The sequence below is a fragment of the Labrenzia sp. PO1 genome, assembly GCF_012273635.1.
In the GTDB taxonomy this organism is placed as follows: domain Bacteria; phylum Pseudomonadota; class Alphaproteobacteria; order Rhizobiales; family Stappiaceae; genus Roseibium; species Roseibium algicola.
The window spans coordinates 677,501-699,176 of the sequence record NZ_JAAXCR010000002.1 but is presented as its reverse complement, the minus strand read 5'-3'; the positions used below and the strand labels follow the sequence as shown (position 1 = coordinate 699,176).

At 60.4% G+C, this 21,676-nt stretch carries 18 protein-coding genes; 8 read left to right on the top strand and 10 right to left on the bottom strand.

The window, feature by feature from the left end; genetic code table 11:
• The first annotated feature begins 133 nt into the window (after nt 1-133).
• Complete coding sequence (locus HCG46_RS11120; RefSeq protein WP_158514211.1) at nt 134-706, top strand: TetR/AcrR family transcriptional regulator; 573 nt, start codon at nt 134-136, stop codon at nt 704-706.
• A 28-nt stretch (nt 707-734) separates the two neighbouring features.
• On the opposite strand, the gene HCG46_RS11115 is transcribed toward HCG46_RS11120, so the two are convergent.
• Entirely contained in the window at nt 735-1,610 is an 876-nt protein-coding gene (locus tag HCG46_RS11115; RefSeq protein WP_075282248.1) for a TIGR01459 family HAD-type hydrolase, read from the bottom strand.
• Between the two features lie 114 nt (nt 1,611-1,724).
• Between HCG46_RS11115 and mutL the strand changes: the two genes are divergently transcribed.
• Together mutL and HCG46_RS11105 are read left to right on the top strand one after the other, a co-directional pair.
• Entirely contained in the window at nt 1,725-3,617 is a 1,893-nt protein-coding gene (gene mutL, locus HCG46_RS11110) for a DNA mismatch repair endonuclease MutL (RefSeq protein WP_168686222.1), read from the top strand.
• Nucleotides 3,618-3,680: 63 nt separating this feature from the next.
• Nucleotides 3,681-4,559 carry an alpha/beta hydrolase gene (locus tag HCG46_RS11105; RefSeq protein WP_209009445.1) on the top strand — a complete coding sequence of 293 codons (879 nt, stop codon included), beginning with the start codon at nt 3,681-3,683 and terminating at the stop codon, nt 4,557-4,559.
• A gap of 77 nt (nt 4,560-4,636) precedes the next feature.
• Here HCG46_RS11105 and HCG46_RS11100 read toward each other — a convergent pair whose 3' ends face one another.
• Together HCG46_RS11100 and HCG46_RS11095 are read right to left on the bottom strand one after the other, a co-directional pair.
• The gene (locus HCG46_RS11100; RefSeq protein WP_055657792.1) at nt 4,637-5,821 is read right to left on the bottom strand and encodes a porin; all 1,185 of its coding nucleotides are present in this window, start codon (nt 5,819-5,821) and stop codon (nt 4,637-4,639) included.
• Between the two features lie 162 nt (nt 5,822-5,983).
• Nucleotides 5,984-6,445: a nucleoside deaminase gene (locus HCG46_RS11095; RefSeq protein WP_168686220.1), complete on the bottom strand. Its 462-nt coding sequence runs from the start codon at nt 6,443-6,445 to the stop codon at nt 5,984-5,986.
• Between the two features lie 218 nt (nt 6,446-6,663).
• Here HCG46_RS11095 and HCG46_RS11090 point away from each other — a divergent pair, with 218 nt between their 5' ends.
• A complete protein-coding gene (locus tag HCG46_RS11090; RefSeq protein ID WP_209009444.1) occupies nt 6,664-8,082 on the top strand; it encodes a pseudouridine synthase in 1,419 nt (472 codons plus the stop codon).
• On the top strand, nt 8,079-8,636 hold the full coding sequence (gene rsmD, locus HCG46_RS11085; RefSeq protein WP_168686218.1) for a 16S rRNA (guanine(966)-N(2))-methyltransferase RsmD: 558 nt from the start codon (nt 8,079-8,081) through the stop codon (nt 8,634-8,636). Before HCG46_RS11090 ends, rsmD begins: the two co-directional genes overlap by 4 nt.
• 57 nt (nt 8,637-8,693) lie before the next feature.
• Here the strand turns inward: rsmD and HCG46_RS11080 are convergent, their stop codons facing one another.
• From HCG46_RS11080 to purD, 6 genes are all read right to left on the bottom strand, one after another.
• The gene (locus HCG46_RS11080) at nt 8,694-9,503 is read right to left on the bottom strand and encodes an MBL fold metallo-hydrolase (RefSeq protein WP_209009443.1); all 810 of its coding nucleotides are present in this window, start codon (nt 9,501-9,503) and stop codon (nt 8,694-8,696) included.
• Between the two features lie 268 nt (nt 9,504-9,771).
• On the bottom strand, nt 9,772-10,038 hold the full coding sequence (locus HCG46_RS11075) for a hypothetical protein (protein ID WP_209009442.1): 267 nt from the start codon (nt 10,036-10,038) through the stop codon (nt 9,772-9,774).
• 193 nt (nt 10,039-10,231) lie between these two features.
• Nucleotides 10,232-11,080, bottom strand: coding sequence for a patatin-like phospholipase family protein (locus HCG46_RS11070; protein ID WP_168686216.1), 849 nt, complete (start codon nt 11,078-11,080; stop codon nt 10,232-10,234).
• A gap of 123 nt (nt 11,081-11,203) precedes the next feature.
• The gene (locus tag HCG46_RS11065) at nt 11,204-14,353 is read right to left on the bottom strand and encodes an EAL domain-containing protein (protein ID WP_168686214.1); all 3,150 of its coding nucleotides are present in this window, start codon (nt 14,351-14,353) and stop codon (nt 11,204-11,206) included.
• A 427-nt stretch (nt 14,354-14,780) separates the two neighbouring features.
• Nucleotides 14,781-15,698, bottom strand: coding sequence for an alpha/beta hydrolase (locus HCG46_RS11060; RefSeq protein ID WP_168686212.1), 918 nt, complete (start codon nt 15,696-15,698; stop codon nt 14,781-14,783).
• A 110-nt stretch (nt 15,699-15,808) separates the two neighbouring features.
• The gene (gene purD, locus HCG46_RS11055) at nt 15,809-17,080 is read right to left on the bottom strand and encodes a phosphoribosylamine--glycine ligase (protein WP_075282253.1); all 1,272 of its coding nucleotides are present in this window, start codon (nt 17,078-17,080) and stop codon (nt 15,809-15,811) included.
• Nucleotides 17,081-17,449: 369 nt separating this feature from the next.
• Between purD and ubiA the strand changes: the two genes are divergently transcribed.
• The gene (gene ubiA / locus HCG46_RS11050; RefSeq protein ID WP_075282254.1) at nt 17,450-18,406 is read left to right on the top strand and encodes a 4-hydroxybenzoate octaprenyltransferase; all 957 of its coding nucleotides are present in this window, start codon (nt 17,450-17,452) and stop codon (nt 18,404-18,406) included.
• Nucleotides 18,407-18,458: 52 nt separating this feature from the next.
• On the opposite strand, the gene HCG46_RS11045 is transcribed toward ubiA, so the two are convergent.
• The gene (locus HCG46_RS11045; RefSeq protein WP_208984425.1) at nt 18,459-19,049 is read right to left on the bottom strand and encodes a DUF6101 family protein; all 591 of its coding nucleotides are present in this window, start codon (nt 19,047-19,049) and stop codon (nt 18,459-18,461) included.
• A gap of 443 nt (nt 19,050-19,492) precedes the next feature.
• Between HCG46_RS11045 and HCG46_RS11040 the strand changes: the two genes are divergently transcribed.
• Together HCG46_RS11040 and HCG46_RS11035 are read left to right on the top strand one after the other, a co-directional pair.
• Nucleotides 19,493-20,836 (top strand): TldD/PmbA family protein, encoded by a 1,344-nt coding sequence (locus HCG46_RS11040; RefSeq protein ID WP_023002037.1) that lies wholly within the window; start codon nt 19,493-19,495, stop codon nt 20,834-20,836.
• Complete coding sequence (locus HCG46_RS11035) at nt 20,823-21,671, top strand: 3'(2'),5'-bisphosphate nucleotidase CysQ (RefSeq protein WP_205838467.1); 849 nt, start codon at nt 20,823-20,825, stop codon at nt 21,669-21,671. Before HCG46_RS11040 ends, HCG46_RS11035 begins: the two co-directional genes overlap by 14 nt.
• The last annotated feature ends 5 nt before the right edge of the window (nt 21,672-21,676 follow it).

Genomic DNA, 21,676 nt, shown 5'->3' with positions numbered 1-21,676 from the left:
AGTCCAAACTTGCAAATAGTGATGATCCAATTTTATTGCAAGCGATTGCTTGCATTTGCATCCTGTTTGGCATTAGGTGCGACGGAATGTCTTCCGGAAAATTGAGGGCGCGCCCGGCGCGTTTGGCGGCCAAGTGCCTAGAAATGTAGATGTTTCAGAAATCTATTCCGCGACCGTCGCACTGTTTTGCGAGCGCGGGTTCAGCGGAACCACGACCAAGGAAATAGCGGACAGGGCAGGGGTGAACGAAGTCACGCTGTTTCGCCGTTTCGGGTCGAAGGCAGGTTTGATCGAGGCCGCCATCGGCGACACGCTATCCGATGTCTCGTTCGGCAAGATGTTGCCGGGGGAAGACGTAAAGGCCGATCTTCTGGAAATCGTGCGCAATTATCTGGAGACCTACCGCAAGCACAGCGGGCTTGCCCTGACGCTGTTTGCGCAGGTGCCCCAGCATCCTGAACTGCGAGCGGTGACACCCTTCCTGCTGAAAAACCTGCAGGGCGTAGCCCGCACATTGGCAAAGCATCAGAGCAGCGGGCGGCTCAAGCCGGGTGATCCGGTCAGCTTCGCCGTTGCGCTCATCGCGCCGCTGGCCGTCATGGGCTTCATGAAGGAGATGGGCCTGGGGACAGGCCACGAAGGCCTGGACGTGGAAAATTACGTCCAGACCTATTTGCAGGGGCATGGCCCCGATACGGGACGTTAAATGAGCCCGCTAGCAATACTGCGCGCGCTTACCACCAAAGACGCGGCAGGGCAGCACGAGCGCGCAGGCCTTCTTCGGCCAGACGGCGGCGGATCAGATGTTCGTCCGGCGCGTCGCTCGGACCGAAGTCGGAGGCATGGATGCCAGCGGTGATGAACAGAACGTCGAGATCCTGAGACACTGCACCGCGGATATCGGTCGGCAGGCCGTCGCCGATGGCCAGGACGTCTTCCTTGGCGACCTCTTCGCCCGCCAGCGTCGCGAGGCGCTTCATCGCCGCGTCGTAGATGGGGGCATGCGGTTTGCCGAGAATGGCCACTTCGCCGCCGAGATCTTCGTAAAGACGGGCAAGGGCGCCGGCGCACCAGATCAGGCGCTCGCCGCGCTCCACCACGATGTCGGGGTTGGCGCAGATCATCGGCAGGCCGCGTTCGGCCAGCTTCTGCAGCCGGTCGCGGTAATCGTCGGGCGTTTCGACCTCGTCGTCTTCCAGCCCGGTGCAGCTGATGCCTTCCGCTTCCTCGTCATTGGTGGTGAAGGTGGCTTCAAGGCCGTGATACAGCGGCTGGTCCCGGTGCGGACCGATGTGCAGGAGCGTCTTTTTGCCCTGAGCCACAAGGATCTCGCGGGTCACGTCGCCGGAGGTGACGATGTCGTCGTAGGTTCCCTCCGGCACACCAAGAGCGGCCAGCATTTCACCAACCTGCTTTGCAGGGCGCGGGGCATTGGTGATGAGGACCACCTTGCCACCGGCTTCCTCGCGAAAGGCCTTGAGGGCTTTGTGCGCGCCTTCAAAAGCCGATACACCGTTGTGCAGCACGCCCCACACGTCACACAGGATGCCCTTGTAGGACGGGGCGAGGGTGCGGAGCCCCTCAACAAGAAGCGGTGCAGAAACTGTCATGGCGGGTCACTCGGATCTGGGTAGGTCTGATAAGCTTTGCTGAAGAATCGACGCAAACTCGGCGCGGACCATATAGGAACATGGCGCGGTGCGAAACCGAGTAGAGGGAGTTTCATGAAGGTCAGGCAACTTGGCGAACAGGTGATCAACCAGATTGCGGCCGGCGAGGTCATCGAAAGACCCGCCAGCGTGATCAAGGAGTTGGTGGAAAACGCCGTCGACGCCGGGGCAAAACAGGTCGAGATCGTCACCGCCGCCGGTGGCAAGACGCTCATGCGCGTTGCCGACGACGGCGAGGGCATGCGCCAGGAGGATCTGCAACTGGCAATCCGCCGGCACTGCACCTCCAAGATTTCCGACGACGACCTGTTCGACATCCGCACGCTCGGGTTTCGCGGTGAAGCGCTGCCGTCCATCGGCTCCGTTGCCCGGCTGGCGATCCAGACCCGTCACAAGGACGAGGACCACGCCTGGGCCATCGCCGTCGAGGGCGGCAGGGAGCAGCCGCTTGTGCCCGCAGCCCGCACAAAAGGCACCCAGGTTGAAGTGCGAGACCTTTTCTTCGCGACACCTGCCCGGCTGAAATTCCTGAAATCGGATCGTGCGGAAGCGGCCGCCATCACCGAAATCGTCAAGCGGATCGCGCTCGCCTATCCGGAGATCGGCTTTTCCCTCGGCGGCGCCGACCGGCAGTCGCAGAGCTGGCCAGCAGCACGCGGCGGTGAACCGCATCTTGCTCGGATCGCGCAGATTCTCGGCCAGGATTTTGTCGACAACGCCATGGAAATCGACGCTGCCCGGGAAGGCGTGCGTCTCACCGGTTTTGCAGGCTTGCCAACACACCACCGTGGCAATGCGCAGAACCAGTTCTTCTTCGTCAACGGCCGCCCGGTGAAGGACAAGCTGCTGCTATCCGGATTGCGCGGAGCCTATGCCGATGTGCTGGCCCGTGACCGGCATCCGGTTGTGGTTCTGTTCATCGATCTCGACCCGGCATTGGTCGATGTCAACGTGCACCCGGCCAAGGCCGATGTGCGCTTCCGGGACAGCCAGCTTGTGCGCGGGCTTCTGGTGGGTGCCATCAAGCATGCACTGGTTCAGTCCGGACACCGGTCATCGACCTCGAACGCGGCCGTTGCACTGGACGCCATCAGGGCACAGTCGGCGGGGTTCTCTCAACCGGGTCATACACCATCTTCTCCGGCAGGTTCCGGGGGATATGGCGGTGGTTCCTACACCCGCACGTCTGCTGCGCCCCATTGGGCGCCGGAGGCCTTTCGCCCGCTCCAGATGGAGGAAGCGCACGCAACAGGCTTTGCCGAAGCAGCACAGCCGGCCTTCGAACGGCAGAACGGTTTTGCAGACTTTGCCAGACCGTCGGCGGATGCCCGCGCGAATGACGTGCCGGTTGAAACCGAAAAGACCCGCCTTCCGCTGGGGGCCGCCCGTGCGCAGGTTCACGAGACCTATATCATCGCCCAGACCGAGGACGGTGTCGTCATCGTTGACCAGCACGCTGCCCACGAGCGCCTTGTCTACGAACGTCTGAAGGAAGCGCTGGCCAAGAAGGATGTCGCCCGCCAGATGCTGCTCATCCCCGAGATCGTCGAGTTGCCGGAAGAAGATGCAATCCGGCTGGCTGATCGCGCGGAGGATCTCGAAAAAGTCGGCCTGTCCCTGGAAGCCTTCGGCCCGGGTGCCATCGCCGTCAGGGAGACCCCCGCTATCCTCGGCGACATGGACATCCAGGGCATGGTCCGGAACCTGGCCGACGAGCTTGCCGAATGGGACACCGCCGAAGGTCTCAAGGAAAAGTTGGACCATGTTGCCGCCACGATGGCCTGTCACGGTTCGGTGCGTGCAGGCAGGCGCATGCGTCCCGAGGAAATGGATGCGCTCTTGCGCGACATGGAAGCCACGCCGCTTTCCGGACAGTGCAATCACGGCCGGCCAACCTGGGTGGAGCTGAAACTCGGCGATATCGAGAAGCTGTTCGGCCGCAAATAACCCGGCAATCTGATCGACCTCCCGATGCGGATCGTAGACGTCGGAGCAATGGGAGACAGTCAGATGACACAAACGGGCTCCGGAAGCGCGGAACAGGCATTGAACAAGACCGACAGACCTGGGCGCACGCTTTGGAAGGCCGTCTCGCGTGTGGCTGTCATTGCCGGCATCGCCTACGCCATGGCGGCCGGTTACATGTATTTCAACCAGCGCAGCTTCATCTTCGTTCCAACCGGAGAGTTGAGTACGCCGGATGAAAAGGGGCTCTCAGGTGTCACCGTTGAAACAGCGGCGATGGCTGACGGTACAAAGGTGACCGTCTGGCACGCGCCACCTGCTACTGAAGGCACTCCCACGGTACTCTATTTTCACGGCAATTCAGCCAATGTCTCCTCCCGCTGGAAGCGGTTCAAACAGATCCTGGACAGCGGTTTCGGTCTCTATGCGCCCAGCTACCGGGGATATGCCGGCAGTGAGGGGAGCCCGTCGGAAGGGGCGTTGATTTCGGACGGCCTTGAACATTTCGACCGGATGGCAGCTTCGGGCACGCCGGTCATTGTCCATGGAGAAAGTCTTGGCTCGGGTGTTGCGGCCGCAGTGGCGGCAGAGCGTCCGCAAACGAACCTTGTGGTGCTGGAAGCGCCCTATACGGCGCTGATCGACATGGCCTGGGACAGGTATCCCTGGTTGCCGGTGGGCCTCATGATGAGCGACCCGATGGCGACACGGGATCGCGTCGGCAAGATCGCCGCGCCGGTCCTGATCGTGCACGGGACGGAAGACCGGGTCATCCCGGTGGAACACGGCAGGCGTCTTTATGAATTTGCGAAAGACCCCAGGCAGCTTGTGATTGTCGAAGGTGGCGGTCACAGCAATCTGTGGTCAAACGGGATGTGGGACTTCGTTCTCGCCGCCTGGGTGAAATGGCACGAAGGCTCTTGAACCATCTGCGGTGTTACGCCTGAAACAGAAAAACCCGGGCGACGTGCCCGGGGTTTTCCTTTGCCAGGATTACGGCATCAGAATGTGCGCTGCAGACGGAAGGTCCCGTAGAGCTCGTAGGTATCGTTCAGGCCAGAGGAGCGGCTGTAGTCGACGTCACGATACTGGAATTCCGGGCCCATCAGGAAGCCGGAGACCGGTTCCCAGACCACGTTTGCGGTCGCGTCCCACTGGGTGAAGTCATAGGCGCTGGTGCCGCCATCGACATCATGGTAGCCGCCTTCGACATTCACCTGAACGGTGTCGGTTACGCCGAGCGTCACGCCGCCGAAGATGTTCAGCGTCTTGGTGGTCTCGGTGCTGCTGCCATTCCAGACCGCATCGGTGATGCGGCTGTTCCAGCCCGTGGACCCGTATCCGCTGGCGCCATCGGTATAGACGGCCTGCAGGGAGACCGCACCGCCCTTGGCAAAGCCACCGAAGTTCACGGTCACGCCGGCACCAGCTGCCCAGCCGAGTTCGTCTTCCGTCCGGCCTGCAAGACCGTTGTAGGCAGCGCTCGGATAGACCTGGTGAAGAGCACCCATGATCTGGGCCTGGCCCCAGCCCTGGTTGACGCCCAGTGCCGCGACGAAGTCCGGAGCGCGGGTGCCGCCATAGCTCTGGTTGGTGCCGTTGAACGCGATATTCTCTTCGCGGCCCGAACGGTCTTCCAGCGCGACAGTCGCATTGAAGCCGTTGCCGAAGGCCATCGTATAGGCGACCTGATTCAGCTTGCGATCGGAATAGCTTTCGATCTGCGCGTTGAAGGCATATCCGGTGAAGAAGTCGAAGTTCGAACCGTTGTGACCGGCCAGCAGGCCACCCCACTGGATATAGGCCTTGTCCAGCGTGGTCGAAGTCGAGGCGTTGGTCAGCGTGATGTAGGATTCGATAAAGGCACGCAGTGTGCCGAATTCGGTCGCGGTACGTGCATCAAGGTAGAGATACCCGCGCGAACGCCACTGGTAACCATCGGTGTCCCGGTCGCCCCAGGCGTTTTCGGCCTCGCCGAAGTTGCGGACGCGGAATTCGGTCCGGACACGACCACCTACGCGCAGGCAGGTTTCGGTGCCGGGAATGTAATAGAAGCGCGCGCCGTAGGCGTCACAGATCCGGACATAGTCGACAGGTTCCGGAGCCACTGGCAGGTCGGCCGAAAGAGCCGGACTTGCGGCCGCGAAGAAACCGGCAATTGCCCCGAGAACAACATTACGAGTCATTTGATACTCCGATGAAGTGCGGAAATACCCCCACGCACATTATGCCGTTCGTAGATGTCAGTTTCAGCCTCTCGGAGAGGTGAAATCAGCAGATATGAGCGATTGGTTGATGTTGTTGCTTTTGAGCAACGGGCAATCCGGTCAATTTAACTTGAAAACCGTTTAGCGCTTTGCCTGAAAGAACGATCTGAGCAACTCCGCCGCGCGTGTCGCGCCTATGCCGGAATAGACATCCGGTGCGTGATGACACGTCGGCTGGCAGAAAAAGCGGGTGCCATGATCGACCGCGCCGCCCTTTTTATCTCCTGCGCCATAGTAAAGCCGGCGGACCCGCGCGAAGGAGATCGCTCCCGCACACATGGGACACGGTTCGAGGGTCACGTAGAGATCGTAGTCCGGAAGGCGTTGCGAAGCTGCCCGTTCGCATGCGGAGCGGATCACGAGAATTTCTGCGTGAGCTGTCGGATCGTTGAGCTCCAGCGTCCGGTTCCCGTCTCGAGCGATCACTTCACCATCGCGAACGAGCACCGCACCGACCGGCACTTCACCGCGTGCCGCCGCTTTCTCGGCCTCTTCGAGCGCGAGATCCATGAAAGATGTCTGATTGGCAGAAGTGGTAAGCATCGAGCAGGGTGAGTCGGAGCGTAAGTGTAGGGTTCAGCCTCGATTTGAGAGGCTGTCGGCTTTGTTCTGTTTACCCGTTATTATGCCGGTCGTCAGCCCCGGACAGGGCCTTCGCGGAGGCGTCAGGCCACTGCCATGCATCCGGAGCACGGCGCCTCTGCGGTTTATGCAGAAAACAAGCGATTCCCGAAAGGCTCAAGCTCTGCTATGACGCGCGCATGACGACAAGAAAATTCTCTTCCGAGCGCCCGGGTCCCGCAAAAGGCCGGGGACGCGATAAACGTGCACCGGAAAAGCGCCGGTCCGCACCGAACGACAAATCGAAAGCCGGCCCCAAAAAGGGCGACTTCGAAAAACAGGCGCCGAGACCGGCGACTGCACCGCTGGCAGACGAAGCCAATGATCGTGGCGAACGCATTGCCAAGGTCATGGCGCGCGTCGGACTGTGTTCTCGCCGAGAGGCGGAAGTGTGGATCGAAAATGGCAGGGTTGAGCTCAACGGCAAGCTGTTGACCACGCCTGCGGTAACAGTGACAGCAGACGACAAAGTGCTGGTGGACGGGGAACCGTTGCCGATGCGCGAGCGCACCCGGCTCTGGCTCTACCACAAGCCACGGGGTCTGGTGACGACCAACAAGGATCCGGAAGGCCGTCCGACGGTGTTCCAGCGCTTGCCCGATGATCTCCCGCGCGTCCTGACCGTGGGCCGGCTCGACATCAACACTGAAGGCTTGCTGCTCCTGACCAATGATGGCGGCCTGGCGCGCGTTCTGGAATTGCCGGCCACCGGCTGGTTGCGCCGCTACCGCGTGCGCGCCTTCGGCAAGGTGACCCAGGCGGATCTCGACACATTGAAGGACGGTATCGCGATCGATGGCGTGCTCTACGGCGCGATTGAGGCGACGCTCGACAAGGAGCAGGGCAACAACGTCTGGATGACGGTCGGCCTGCGCGAAGGCAAGAACCGTGAGGTCAAGCGGGTTCTGGAACATCTCGGCCTTGCCGTGAACCGCCTGATCCGCCTGTCCTATGGCCCGTTCCAGCTGATGGATCTGCCGGAAGGCGACGTCCGTGAAATCCGGGGCCGCGTTTTGCGTGACCAGTTGGGCGATACGCTGGCCGAGGAAGCCGGTGCGGATTTTGACGCTCCGATCTTTCATGCCCCCAAGCCGGAAGCGGAAAAGAAGTCCGCAGGCGCCAAGCGTGGCGGTGGCCGGGAAGGTGGCGGCCGGGAAAGTAGCGGCAGGGATGGCGGCAAGCGTGAAGCCAGCCAGGGTCGCTGGATGACCGCGCGAGAAGGCCGTAGTGAGACCGATCGCAAGCGCGCAGCCAAGACTGAACGCAGCGAAAAGCGTGAAGATCGCAAGAAGGCATCCGGCCAGGGGCCGCGCAAGAATGCCGGGCCGCGCCAGGAAAAAGTAAAAGTCTCGCCGCGCTCCCGTTTCCGCCTGACGTCCGAACCGAAACCACGCAAGGATTTCGGTGAAGAGCGTTTCACACCGCCGCCGCGCCGCATCTGGGGCGAGGAAGGCGTGGTCGAAGACAAGCAGCAGGAACGCCGCTCCAGCCGTGACAAGGACGACCGGCGCGGGCCTCCGAAAGGTGGACGTCCGCCGCGTCGCGGAGATCGTTCGTGAGAATAGTCGCCGGGCGTTTCAAGGGCGCGGCTCTGGCCGCGCCGAAATCGCACGACACACGGCCGACCAGCGACCGATTGCGAGAAACCATTTTCAACATCCTGGCTCATGGCCTGGATGTTGATCTTGAAGATGCAAGGGTCCTGGATCTTTTTGCCGGCACGGGCGCGCTGGGCTTCGAGGCGATCAGCCGGGGCGCCCGACATTGCACTTTCATTGAAGAAGGGACGGAAGCGCGCGGCATCATTCGCCGGAACATGGAGGCCCTGGGCCTCAATGGCGCTGCCAAGATCTTCCGGCGCGATGCCACCCGCCTTGGTAGTGCAGGCACCATCGAGCCTTTCGATCTGGTGTTTGCCGACCCTCCCTATGACAAGAAGCTGGGTGAAAAGGCCCTTGCTTCGGCAGCAGGCGGAGACTGGCTGAAACAGGGCGCCTTGTGCGTGCTTGAAGAGAGATCTTCAGCTCACATCGATGTTCCCGCAGGCTTCGAGGAACTCGACCGCCGCCAGGCAGGCGATAGCCAGGTCGTGTTCCTGCGATATGGCGGCTGAAGTCTCTTTCGGCCCGCCATCAACCCTCTCGTCTCGCTATGGGATTTCCTTCACCCGTCAGGCGCCGCCCGGCATCATGATGTAGGCGGTTTTCCGCGTTGGCAGGCTGGAACGGCTGACGATCAGCGCCGGCGTTTGCGCCCGCACGATGTCATACCCTGCCTCCTGTGCTCGCCCGACAAAGGCCTGAAGTGCTCCGGAAAAATGGAAGTGCATCGGCACGACCATCGCAGGGCCGATGCTTTCCAGAACGTCCATCAGGCTGTCCAGCCGAAGCGTCGAGGAATTGTCTATGGCCGCAAATACGACGTCGATCTGACCAAGGCGGACGAGATCTTCCTGCGTAAGCCGGTGATGCAGGTGGCCGAGATGCGCAATGCACATGTCGGCGACCTCGAAGATGAAGATCGAATTGCCGAGTCGGCGTTCTTCCCCGTCCCAGCCACGGATGTTGGTCTGGATATTGCGGATGCGGACATCCTCAACAGTGATGTCATGGTCCAGCGGCCCGCCCTTCGGGTTCCAGCCGTACAGAAGATGTTCGATGTTCGGATCCGGGCTGATGGAGTAATGCGTGCTGTGAGCCCCGTTCATCGTGGCTACATCCGGCGGCAGAAGCGGGCGGACACTGTCGTTGTAGTCGGTTGCGATCCGCACGCCCTTGGGCGTTTCAAGTTCAAAGGTGGAATGGCCGATGTAGCGGATCTGGACTTCATTTGCCTGAAGAGACGCGCGCCAGATGCGCATTTCGTCCGGCCCGGGCGCTCGGTAGGGGGCGTCTGCAACCAGTTGACAGACCGCGAATGCGGGTCCTGCAACAACAGCTGTAACCAGAAGGCTGAGCAGCACCGGAACCAGCCGGAACAATCCGCCGGCCTTCTGTCGCCGTCCGTGAATTGGGAAAAAGCACATCGCCATGTCAGTCCATCCCGAAAACCACACCTGAGCAAAATACTAGGGGGCAGACCGCCAACGGCAAGGCATGTCGAGGTGTGCGCTGCCCGTTTGCCTGAAACTTGAGACGTTTTGGAAGGGGATGCCAAAAGAAAAGGCAACCGGCCTGCGCTTGTAGCTGCAAAGGCGGTTGCCTGAGGTGGGGGCGGGTGGGAGGAAGAACCAGCCCCGGAATTGACTTTCAGACCACGTAAAGACTGACCGGCGGTTTCCCGGACTTTGCCGTCCGGTTGGCCGCGTCACTTTCGCTCATGAACCCGGCGCTGCTTGCCTGGCGGTAGATAAGATCGCCCGCGTGCCCGGCCTCCATGACCAGCGCCTGCTGGCTGCAAAGCGAGGCCAGCGACAGGCCCAGACGGCGGAAATGCGCACGGCGATAGCAGTAGACGGCAAGTGCCGCGCGCTGCTGTTCCGGCAGCTGGCATCCGACATCAGTAACCGCGTTCAACGTTGCATCCAGCAACCGTTTCAGCAAATCTTCCGATACCGGACAGGCTTCCAAATCTGTTGATCCCGATGGCCGCATTGACCTTCTCCTAATAGATTGAGAAAAGTATTTAGGAGTAAGATTAATGATTTGTTAAACGCAAAGTCGGGTCCAATAAAAAGGAATTATACGGATAAATCTGCTGATGTTGCCATCAAGTAACTTCCATTGTTTCTTTTATCAGTTCCTCCAGTTTTTCCCTGGTAACTGTACGCAAGGATTCCGCCTTATCCAGTATGCTCTCGGCTTTCATGAAGTCCAGAACCCGGATGGAGTCATGGGGCGGGCTGACCAGGATATCCGGTTGATCTGATTTCAGTTTTTGCTTTGTGATGGTCTGCATCAGGATCTGGGAAGAGCCGAACAGGGAATCCAGCATGCTGATGTCATCCTTGTTGTCTCGCGGCACCGGCGCGCCAACGACATCAACGGCAATGACGATATCGCAACTCGCCCTGAGCCCGTCGAAAGGCAGTGGATTGACGACGCCGCCGTCGATGAGAAATCGGTCGCCATAGCGCACGGGTCTGAAAACCGCGGGAATCGCTATCGAGGCGGCCAGGGCAGGCAGCAAGGGGCCACTTTCAAAATCCACTTCCTCGCAGCGATAGAAGTCCGTCGCCAGCATACGCAGCGGGATGTCCAGCTCTTCGAACGTTTCGGACAGATAGTCCGAAACAAACACTTCCAGCACGCGAAGCGGGTCGAACTGCACCGGGCCGCCACGGAACACATCTGCGAACTTGCGTGGTCTCAACTGCCACAGGCGCGACAACACACTGTTGCGATCAGCAAAAATCTCCAGAGCAATGTCGCGGATTTCCTGGCCACTGCGACCACTGGCATAGGCCGCCCCCATCAGGGCACCGATGGACGTGCCGTTGATCCGGACAGGTTTTATGCCCAGGTCATCCAGCGCTTCCAGAACGGGGATGTGGGCGAGGCCGCGCGCACCGCCGCCGCCAAGGGCAAGACCGATTCTGGGGGAGGAGGTAGAGGGCATGGCGCGGGTCCGGCATTGAGAGCGTTACTCCCTGCACATGGGGGCTGACGCGCGCCTTGCCAACCTTGCAACTGCCTGCAACGGCAGTTGCGAACAGGAAAACCCTCTCAATGCCGGAAAAACTCAGATCACGAAGTATAGATCGTCCGCGGCTTCCGACATCCAGTCCGTTGCATGATCAAACGGCATCGGCCGGGCAATCAGGTAACCCTGGATCGAGAAATCGCCCATCATCCGAAGCCGGTCGTATTGCTCTTCGGTTTCAACGCCTTCGCAGACTATGCCGATGTTGAGCGATCGGGCCAGATGGATGAGCTGGTTGACGATCACTTCCTTTTTCGGGTCCTGAAGCATCTGGCGCGTGAAGGAGCGGTCGATCTTCAGCCCGTTTATCGGCAAGTCCGAGACATGGGAGAGGGACGCATAGCCGGTGCCGAAATCATCCAGCTCGATATGAACGCCGAGCTCGAAGAGTTGCCGCAGCGCAGCCAGGTGACCTGACCGGTTGTCGTTCAGGAACACCGATTCCAGAACTTCGGCGGTGATCCGCTCCGGTCCGACATTGTGCTTTTCCATCGCGGCCTTGAAGTGCTCGAGCAGCAGCCCGGACGACAGGTGCGATGGCGAGATGTTCACGGAGATGCGGCCAAAATCGAGGCCCTGGTCGATCCAGTGCCGGGCAGCGGCAAAAGCCTTGTCGATGACAATCTCACCCAGGATCGGCGCCAGACCGGATTTTTCCACGACCGGCAGAAAGTCTCCGGGCGAAACCGTGCCGCGTTCGGGGTGTCGCCAGCGTACCAGCGCTTCGATGCCGGTAACGGCCTGAGTGCGCAGGTTGACCTGCGGCTGGAACACGAGGAAGAACTGGTCGTTCTTGACCGCGTCCTTCAGTTCCAGCTCGATCTGTGCTTCCGTTTCGCTGTCTGTGCGCATATCCGGACGGAAGAAAGTATACCGGTCCTTGCCGTTTTCCTTGGACTGGTAAAGCGCGAGATCGGCATTGACCAGAAGCGTGTCGAAGTTGTCACTGTCCTCCGGGCACAGTGCCAGTCCCATGCTGACGGTCGGCCAGAACCTGTTGCCGTTGAACTCCATCGGCATCCGCATGATCCGGCGCGCCCGTTCGCACAACTCGTTGGGATCCGACGTTCCGCTTTCCGCCAGAATGACGAACTCGTCGCCTCCCCAGCGATAGGCCGTGCCCAGCCCACGGCAGACTTCGCGCAGCCGGCGGCCCGTCTCTTCCAGGCAATGATCGCCGGCAAGATGGCCGAGTGTATCGTTGACCCGCTTGAATCCGTCCATGTCGACGTGAACCAGGAACGCCGGTTTCTCGCTCCGGGCGAAACGCTCCTTGGCATCGCGCTGGCAGCCGGCGCGGTTGGACAATTTGGTCAGGGGGTCAAAATAGGCCAGGCGCTCCGCCCGGACCTTGGCTTCGCGGGTTTCGTTTTCCCGCTGCACCCGTTCGGAAACATCATTGGCAATGGCCACGAACAGGTCGCGGTCCTGATCGCGGAGAAGCTGTACCCTGAGATCGACCGGATATTCCGTGCCGTCCTTGCGCCGGTGAACGCTTTCGACCGACAGGTTGTCCCGATGTCCTTTCAGGAGGGGCGCGACGTGGCGCCGGACCGTGTTCGGGTCGTAAACGGGATCGATATCGCCGATTTTCTGGGATTTCAGCTCTTCGATCGTGTAGCCGAGATTGGCCAGGGCACAGCGGTTGGCATATTCGATCTGGAAGGTTTCCGCGTCGAGGATGTAGATCTCGTTGAGCGAGGATTCCAGAATATTGGCCAGCAGATGGTTCCTGCGTTCTGCCAGGCATCGGTCGGTGATGTCGTGAACGGTCCCGATCACCTTGGATGCCTTACCGTCCCGACCGGCAAGCACATACCCGCGAACGTGCAGGTACTGGATGGTGCCGTCGTCATGTACCAGCGGGTGTTCGGTGTCGAATTCACCGCAGGATTTCACCGCTGCGTTGACCGCGTCCAGGGTTTTCTTCCGGTCGTCACCGGGAATACGATCAAAGAGATAGGCCTGGATCTCGTTTGCCGGAAGGTTCGGCGGGATCTTCATGACCCGGTAGTATTCTTCCGAGCCCAGGATTTCGTTTGAAGCGATATCGCGTTCCCAGCTGCCCACATGCGCAATCCGCTGGGCTTCGATAAGTTGAAGCGTGCTGCTTTCCAGCTTCAGGGTATTGTCCAGAACTTCTGCCTCGAGGCGCGAACGCGTCAGCTGCACGGAGGACTGAAGACGGGACAGGAGACGGAAGACCACCGTCCAGGCGAGCAGCGCCAGACCGATGCCTGCCATCAGAGAAAGCAATGTCCCCTTGGCAAAGTCCCAGATGTTGTCCGTGATGTCCTTTACCAGCAGAAGCTTCACGTCGTTGTTCGGGGTTACGACCATAATTGGCAGATCGCGAACCATGAACACCTTGCTGTTCTGGAGGAAGAAGCTGTTGAAGCCGGCGAAGTGGCCGTTGGAAGCGATCTTGCTGAAGTCGAAGCCGGTCGGCGTCAGATTGCCCAGAACCTTGTAGTGAACCGTGCTGGAATCACCTGCTTCGGCGACTTCGCAGGCCTTGACGATCTGGGCATTGACCGCGGAACTGGCCAGCGCGAGCGATTGTTCGATATTGATCGCGAGTTTCAGATAACCGATCCGTGTTCCCTCAACGAGCCAGGGTTTCAGCACGCTGACGATGAACTCGTTGTTGCGGCCGAGTTCGATAGCATCGACTTCGCGAAAACGGTTGGAATTCAGTTCGGTCTCGAAGCTGGCGGAATCCTGTGCCGGGGTGGCATTGCTTTGTGCGCGATAGACGATCTGCTGGTCGGCGGAATAGATGGTCAATTCCGCAATATTGAGATCGGCAGCTTTTCCGGCGAAGACCCTGTCGGCAACGGCCTTGATGTTGGCGGTGTCTTTCTTGCGGATGGCTGTCTGCAGATCCGTGTCGGCGCTGACGACACTGACTGCCTGGTCGAGCGTTTGTTCGCCCAACGCCCGTTGATGCATCAAAAGACGTTCAGTCGTCCGGACGATCAGGTCCTGCGGCTCGCTCAGCGTACGATATTCGGTCACAACGTTCTGGAGCGTCAGGACGGCAACTGTCAGGCAGAGAAACGACAGAAAAACAACGCGAAGGGGTTTTTCGAAACGGGTTTCGTCCTTGCACCACCGCGCCAGGATCTGGTCAAGAATGGCACTCGGACTTCGCCCACGCGCAACTGTGCGCGATTTCTCGTCGCGCAAGTCCTTGTCTTGCCAAAACTCTTGCTTGCCCACGCGTTGCACCCGTTCCCCCGAGCAGCCGTAGCTCCTCTTTGATCGGCAAGGACAGTCCGCTGTTTGTTATGGTCGCCGGGCACGGCGAAGTTATGCAAACCATCACTGCCAATTTTCTCAATAGGCTGTATTGGTTAAATTGTATTGAATGTGTTCCTTAAGGCTTATTAAGAATAGAATTCATTCGAGAGGAATTCTTCCAGTCTCAAGATCAAATGTATTTGCGCTGAGCCTGATGATTGGCGATGCGGCAAAATAGTTTGATCTAAATCAGACGATCTCCTTTGAACGTCACCAGTTGAGGTGATGTCGCCGCCCAAGCGTCTGTGTTTGACCCAGCCGATTGACGCGAGCCAGCCTCAACTTGGCAAGCAAGTCGTATGGCGCGGTGCCCTCAACTCCCTGATGCGCTTGCGAAGAACTCGAGGAGGGCAGTGACCGTCTCTTCCGGGGCTTCTTCGGGCAGGAAGTGCCCACCGGGAAGCGCGGCGCCGACAGCGGTCCTTGACCAGCCCCGCCAGACTTCAAGCGGATCGTACACGCTGGTGGCAATACCTTTGCTTCCCCAAAGTGCAAGGAGGGGAACAAGGATCTTTCTTCCCGCATCCAGATCCGCGCGGTCGTGGTCGTAGTCGATCGTTGCACCTGCGCGGTAGTCCTCGCAGGTTGCCGATACCCGGTCTGGTTCGCAAAACCAGTCACGGTTATGCGCCATGGCTTCCTTGGAAAAGCACGACAGGTTCTTGGCTGCAGTCCAGCTGGCCAGCGTGTGATCGAGAAATCGTATCGGTGCGGCAGAAATTGTCTTTTCCGGGAAAGGCGCAGCCTGGGCCAGAAACATCCAGTGATAGATCTTGAGGCCGAACAGCCTGTCCATCCGGTCCCAGTAGTCGCATGTCGGAAGGATGTCGAGTACGGCGACCTTCAGAAGGGCTTGCGGGTGATCGAGGGCAAGGCGGTAAGCCACCCGGCCGCCACGGTCATGGCCAGCCAGAAAGAACGTCGAGTGGCCGAGCACCTTCATGAGCTCGACCATGACCGAGGCCATGCTTCGTTTGGAATAGGCCGCGTGATCGTGTGATAGCGGCGGCACGGACGAACGGCCATACCCCGGCAGGTCGGGCAGGACGAGCGTGAAGTGTTCGGCAAGCTGCGGGGCCACCTTGTGCCAGCAGACATGAGATTGCGGGTAGCCGTGCAGCAAAAGCAACGGTGGGCCGGACCCGCCGGTCCGGCAGAAAAGCCGCACGTCGTTGGCTTCCACAGTGATGCTGTCAAACCCCGGAAACAGATCCGGCAGGTCGTTTTTCACGTCTGTCTCCCCAGCCCGCACCGGGGAGAAGATTACCTTTGCTTTCAAGCGCCTGCCAAGTCCCGGAAACCGGAAATGCCACGATTGCCGGTTTTTCGCCTGGCTCGGCCTCAGCTTTCCCGGGCGATGGCCCGCCAGCCGATGTCGGTTCGGCAGAAGCCTTCCGGCCAGTCGATGTCGCGGATCCGCTCGTAGGCCCGTTGCTGTGCCTCGCGAACGGTGGTGCCGACCGCCGTCACGTTCAAAACGCGTCCGCCATTTGCCAGGATCTGCGTGCCATCGCGTTTGGTGCCTGCATGAAAGACGGCAACGTCATCCGTTGCTGGTGTATCGAGACCACGGATTTCCGTGCCCTTGTCGTAGCTGCCCGGGTAACCCTTGGCGGCCATGACGACCGTCAGTGCGGCTTCGTCGCGCCAGTCCGCCGTTGTCTGGTCCAGCCGGCCCTCGACGCTTGCAAGCAGCAGCTCCAGCAGGTCGCTCTTGAGGCGCATCATCAGGACCTGGCATTCCGGATCACCGAAGCGGGTATTGTATTCGATCAGCTTCGGGCCGTTCTTGCCGATCATCAGACCCGCATAGAGAACGCCCTTGAAAGGGGTGCCACGTTTGGCCAGTGTCGCGATGGTCGGCTCGATGATGGTACGCATCACCTCGGCAATCAGTGCATCTGTCAGGACAGGAGCGGGCGAGTAAGCGCCCATGCCGCCGGTATTCGGGCCTTCGTCACCATCATAGGCGCGTTTGTGGTCCTGGGCGGTGGCAAGCGGCAGTGCGTTGGTGCCGTCGGACAACACGAAGAAGCTCGCTTCCTCGCCTTCCAGGAATTCCTCGATGACGACTTCCGCACCTGCAGCCCCGAACGAGCCTTCAAAACAGGCCGTTACCGCCTCTTCGGCGTCTTTCAGGGTCATGGCGACCACGACACCCTTGCCGGCTGCAAGCCCGTCCGCCTTCACGACAATCGGTGCACCTTTTTCCCGGACATAGGCGAGCGCGGCATCTGCCGTATCAAAGCGGCCGTATCCGGCGGTCGGAATATCTGCTTCGTCGCACACGCCTTTGGTGAAGGCCTTGGAGCCCTCCAGTTGGGCCGCTGCTCTGGACGGACCGAAAGCCTTGATCCCGGCCGCTTCCAGATCATCGACAAGGCCGGCCACAAGCGGTGCCTCGGGGCCGACGACCACAAGATCGATGGCATGTTCGCGACAGAAACCGATGACTGCCTGATGATCCGCGGTGTCCAGATTGCAAAGCTCGGCCACCTCGGCAATCCCGGCATTGCCGGGCGCCGCATAGAGCTTGGTCAGCTTGGGAGATTTTGCCAGCGCCCAGGCGAGCGCGTGTTCGCGGCCGCCGGATCCGATCAGGAGAAGTTTCATAAACGGGCAGTCTCTTCGTGAAGGTTGAAGCAAGAGGGCCGTCCCCTAACACGGAGGGCGGCATACCGCAATTGGCGGCGCATGCAACGGCGCATTTCTGCCGGTCTCCGCCCAACTTGTGACGCGGCGGGAGAGGTGGTTTCCGCGACCAGCAAAAGGCCGGAACGCTTGCCAGCCAAGTGTGGCAAGCGCGAAGAGGAAACCGAGGGCTGACCGGGGTTTGGGTCGTCAGACCATGACACCTTGCCCAACTCTGAGTTTCACGATAGCGCCCCTGTGACCTCTTGCGGGATGAATTTCCTGCTGAAAATCGCTAAAAGAACCTGAGAAGGGCGGAAAGCAGGAGCGTTTCCGCCGGATAATCGAGAAATGGACGGATCGAAAGTGTTTTCCACGAACGACACGGGGCCGGTTGCAGATGCGGTCAAGCAGCACTGGGTGGACACGCGGCTGCCGGCTGGCCTGCGCCCCTATGCGCGCCTTGCCCGCTGGGAACGTCCGATCGGTTGGTGGCTGTTGCTGTGGCCCTGTTTCTGGTCGGCGGCATTGGCGGCGGTCGCCGGTGGCAAGGCCTGGCCGGACCCCTGGCACATGGTTCTGTTTTTCATCGGTGCGGTTGCCATGCGCGGTGCAGGCTGCACCTACAACGACCTCGTCGACGTCGACATCGATTCCAAGGTCGAGCGGACCCGCTCCCGGCCCATCCCGGCGGGGCAGGTGTCCAGACTTCAGGCAAAGATCTTTCTGGTGGTCCAGGCCCTCATCGGCCTTGCGGTGCTGCTGCAGTTCAACACCTACACGATCTGGCTGGGCATCGCCTCGCTGCTGCCGGTTGCGGTCTACCCGTTCATGAAGCGCATCACCAACTGGCCGCAGCTGTTTCTGGGGTTCGCCTTTTCCTGGGGGGCGCTCATGGGCTGGGCGGCCGCCTTTGGGTCCCTGTCCTGGTCACCGGTGTTTCTCTATATCGGCGGCATCTGCTGGACGATCGGCTACGACACGATCTATGCCCATCAGGACAAGGAGGACGACGCGCTTGTCGGTGTGAAGTCGACGGCCCGCCTCTTCGATGAGCACACCAAGCCGGCTCTCATCCTGCTCTACAGCTGCGCAACCGCGCTGTTCTTTCTGGCTGCGATCTTTGCCGATGCCGGTCCGGCCGCTTTTGTCGGCATCCTGGCTGGCGTCATTCACCTGGGGTGGCAGATCGTCGTTCTGGATATCGATGACGGCGATCAGTGCTTGCAACTGTTCCGATCCAACGGGACCTATGGCTGGATCCTGTTCTTCGGTTTCTTCGCCGATGCCCTTATCGGTGCGCTCTAACGAAAAAAGCCCCGCTCAGCGGGGCTTTTTTTGAAGACTGTCGTGTGCACGCTCAGGTGCGGGCAATGATCTCACGCTCATTGGCGTGGACGGTTGCCGAAGGTTCCTGCCGGCCGGGAAGACGGCGGTTCAGGAAGCGCGGACGGCGGCCGGTCAATAGGCGCAGCTTGCGCCGGGGCGCAGGTTTTGAAGCCGGAACGGCGCTGTAGGCTTCGATCGGCTTTACCTTGCCGCCGAGGTCACACACCAGCATAGGCAGGTTGAACACCTGGGCCCACCGGCTCCACAGGACCGCGAGGTCGTCGGATTTCTCGGTTTCGGCCAGGGTGATCGACAGCGCGCTATCGGGATGTTTCAGGATCAGTGCCGCCACGATTTCGCCCGGCACCGCGCCCGGAACGATCCGGACCATGACACCATCGAAACCTTGAGCGGGCACCACCACCGTCACCGGAACACCGGCAACCCGCCGCTTGATGACCGCCCTGTCGCGATCCAGGAAAATTTCGGCTGGCAGGGAAGGGGTACCCGGCCGGTTTTCAAGGCGTTGCTCGAAGTGGGCCGGCAGGCAACCGGGATGCGGCATCGTTTGGGCGCCGACCCCGGTTGCTACCATTTCCTGTATTTCTGTTTGACGTCTCAAATGACTCTCCACCGGACCTTTAGGTCGGACCATTTTTGGTCTCTCGATGCATTCAATCTACTGAAGAAAAGTCGTGAACCACTTAAGATACAGAGTTAAAAAAGTCTGATTTATAAGAGGGTTACTGGAATGTAATCAGACAGGTAACACCTTGTTCAGTCATGTGGCAGATTCGACTTGATACAACCTTTGAATGAATTTTCCACCCTGTCCCGATCCCGCCTATCTTGCGGTCATCATTATGAAAATCGGATGAGGCGCTGCGGCATTGCAACCTCTTGCCGGAACCGGCTCAAAATCCCATTTCCCACCTATCAGGGGAAAACCATGGCTCTGGACGGCGCCCGGCACGACCGGATTGCCCGCAAAAGGCCCCGACAGTTGCAGCGCAGCCGTGCGGGGCGTAAACAACTGCCGAACCAGAAGACGAAAGAGCGGACACGATGTCGGAACTGATTGATCAAAGCGAATTGCAATCCCGGGCAGCCCGTCTGGTGGAAGCAGCCCGCAAGGCCGGAGCTGACGCCTGCGACGCGATTGCGGTTACCGGTGTCTCGCTTTCGGTCGATGTTCGCGAAGGCAAGGTGGAAGAAACCGAGCGGGCCGAAGGCGACGACGTCACCTTGAGGGTGTTTGTCGGCAAGCGCACTGCTGCTGTCTCAGCCAACCGTCTCGATGATCCGGCAAGCCTGGCTGAACGGGCCGTCGCCATGGCCAAGGTCGCGCCGGAAGATCCCTATGCCGGTCTTGCCGATCAGGATCTTCTCGTGAAGGAGTTTCCGGAACTCGAGCTTCTGGACACAAAGGAAATGACTGCCGAGGACCTGACGCAGATCGCGCTGGAAGCGGAAGCTGCCGGTCTGGAAGTCGAAGGCGTCACCAAATCCGGCGGTGCGGGGGCCTCCTGGCGTCTTGCCGGTGTCGTTCTGGCGACCAGCCATGGGTTCCAGGGGTCCTATATGTCGTCCCGCTATGGCATGTCCATGACAGCCGTCGCAGGGGAAGGGACCGGCATGGAGCGGGATTACGATTTCGACAGCCGTACCTATTATGAAGACCTGGAAGCACCGGCGGAGATCGGACGCAGGGCCGGTGAAAGAGCTGTGCGCCGTCTCAACCCGAACAAGCTTTCGACCCGCACCGCGAACGTCATTTATGAATCGCGCGCTGCCCGCAGCATTCTCGGGCACCTTGTCGGGGCGATCAACGGGGCCGCAATTGCGCGCAAGACCAGCTTCCTGAAAGACCGGATGGGCGAGGCCGTGTTCGCACCTGGCATCCAGGTGGTTGACGACCCGTTCAAACGCCGGGGTGCCGCAACACGCCCCTTCGACGGGGAAGGGACCCGGGCGGAACGTCTCGATGTCATCGAAGACGGTGTCCTGCGACACTGGTTTCTGGACGGTGCTTCCGCACGCGAACTGGGCCTGACGCCCAATGGCCGGGCGCACCGCAGTGGCAGCGGCACGTCGCCTGGCGCAACGAACGTCACATTGATGCCGGGCGAAAAATCGCTGGAAGAATTGATGGCGGAAGCCGGGCAGGGCCTGCTGGTGACCGACCTGATCGGTCACGGCGTAAACGGCCTTACCGGTGACTATTCGCGTGGGGCCGCCGGGTTCTGGTTCGAAAACGGCCAGATCGTAGAAGCCGTTAGTGAAATCACCATTGCAGGCAATCTGAAGGACATGTTTGCACGGCTCGTGCCCGGCAGCGACCTCGACAATCGTTATTCGGCAGCCACTCCCTCGGTCATGATTGAAGGAATGGCCCTTGCCGGAAGCTGACAAGGGCCTGAACGACACCGGACGAAGCGAAATCGGGCTGGATGAAGCCGGAAGGGACGCGGACCTGCGCCTGTTGGAGTTGGCTGCACGCCAGGCGGGCGATATTGCGCTGGGTTTCTTCGGTCAGGATCCGGAGACCTGGTACAAGGGCAAGGCGGGCATGTCGCCGGTTTCCGAGGCAGATCTCGCGGTAGACCGTTTTCTCGCGGACTACCTGCGGTCCGCGCGGCCGGACTACGGCTGGCTTTCGGAGGAAACCGCTGACGACCGCAGCCGTCTCAACCACGAGCGTGTCTTTATTGTCGATCCGATTGACGGCACGCGGGCTTTTCTGGCGGGTGGGGACGAATGGACGGTGGCGATTGCCGTGGTCGAGGCCGGTCGGCCCGTTGCAGCTTCGGTCTTTTGCCCGCGCCGGGACGAGATGTTTCTGGCCCGTACAGGCGGCGGAGCCTGGCTCAATGGGGTACGACTGGCGGTGTCAGATCGCACCGGCCTTTCCGGCGCAACCTTGACCGGACCGCATTCCATTGTTGCCAATCAGGACGTTGTCGCTGCAGGTTTTGTCGGCACGGAAATCCTGCGCTCCCTGGCTTATCGGCTGGCGATCGTTGCAGCAGGACGGGTCGATGTCGGGGCCGCACGGGGCGGGCCGAGCGATTGGGATCTTGCGGCGGCGGATCTTTTGGTGCAGGAAGCGGGCGGTGTATTGACCGACCTGTCGGGTCGGAACCTGATCTACAACCGCGCCAAGACCGGCCACCCGGCCCTGATCGCAGCTCCTGTTGCGCTGATCGGGCCTGTGCGCGACGCGCTCGACGACCTGATCAGGTAACAGAC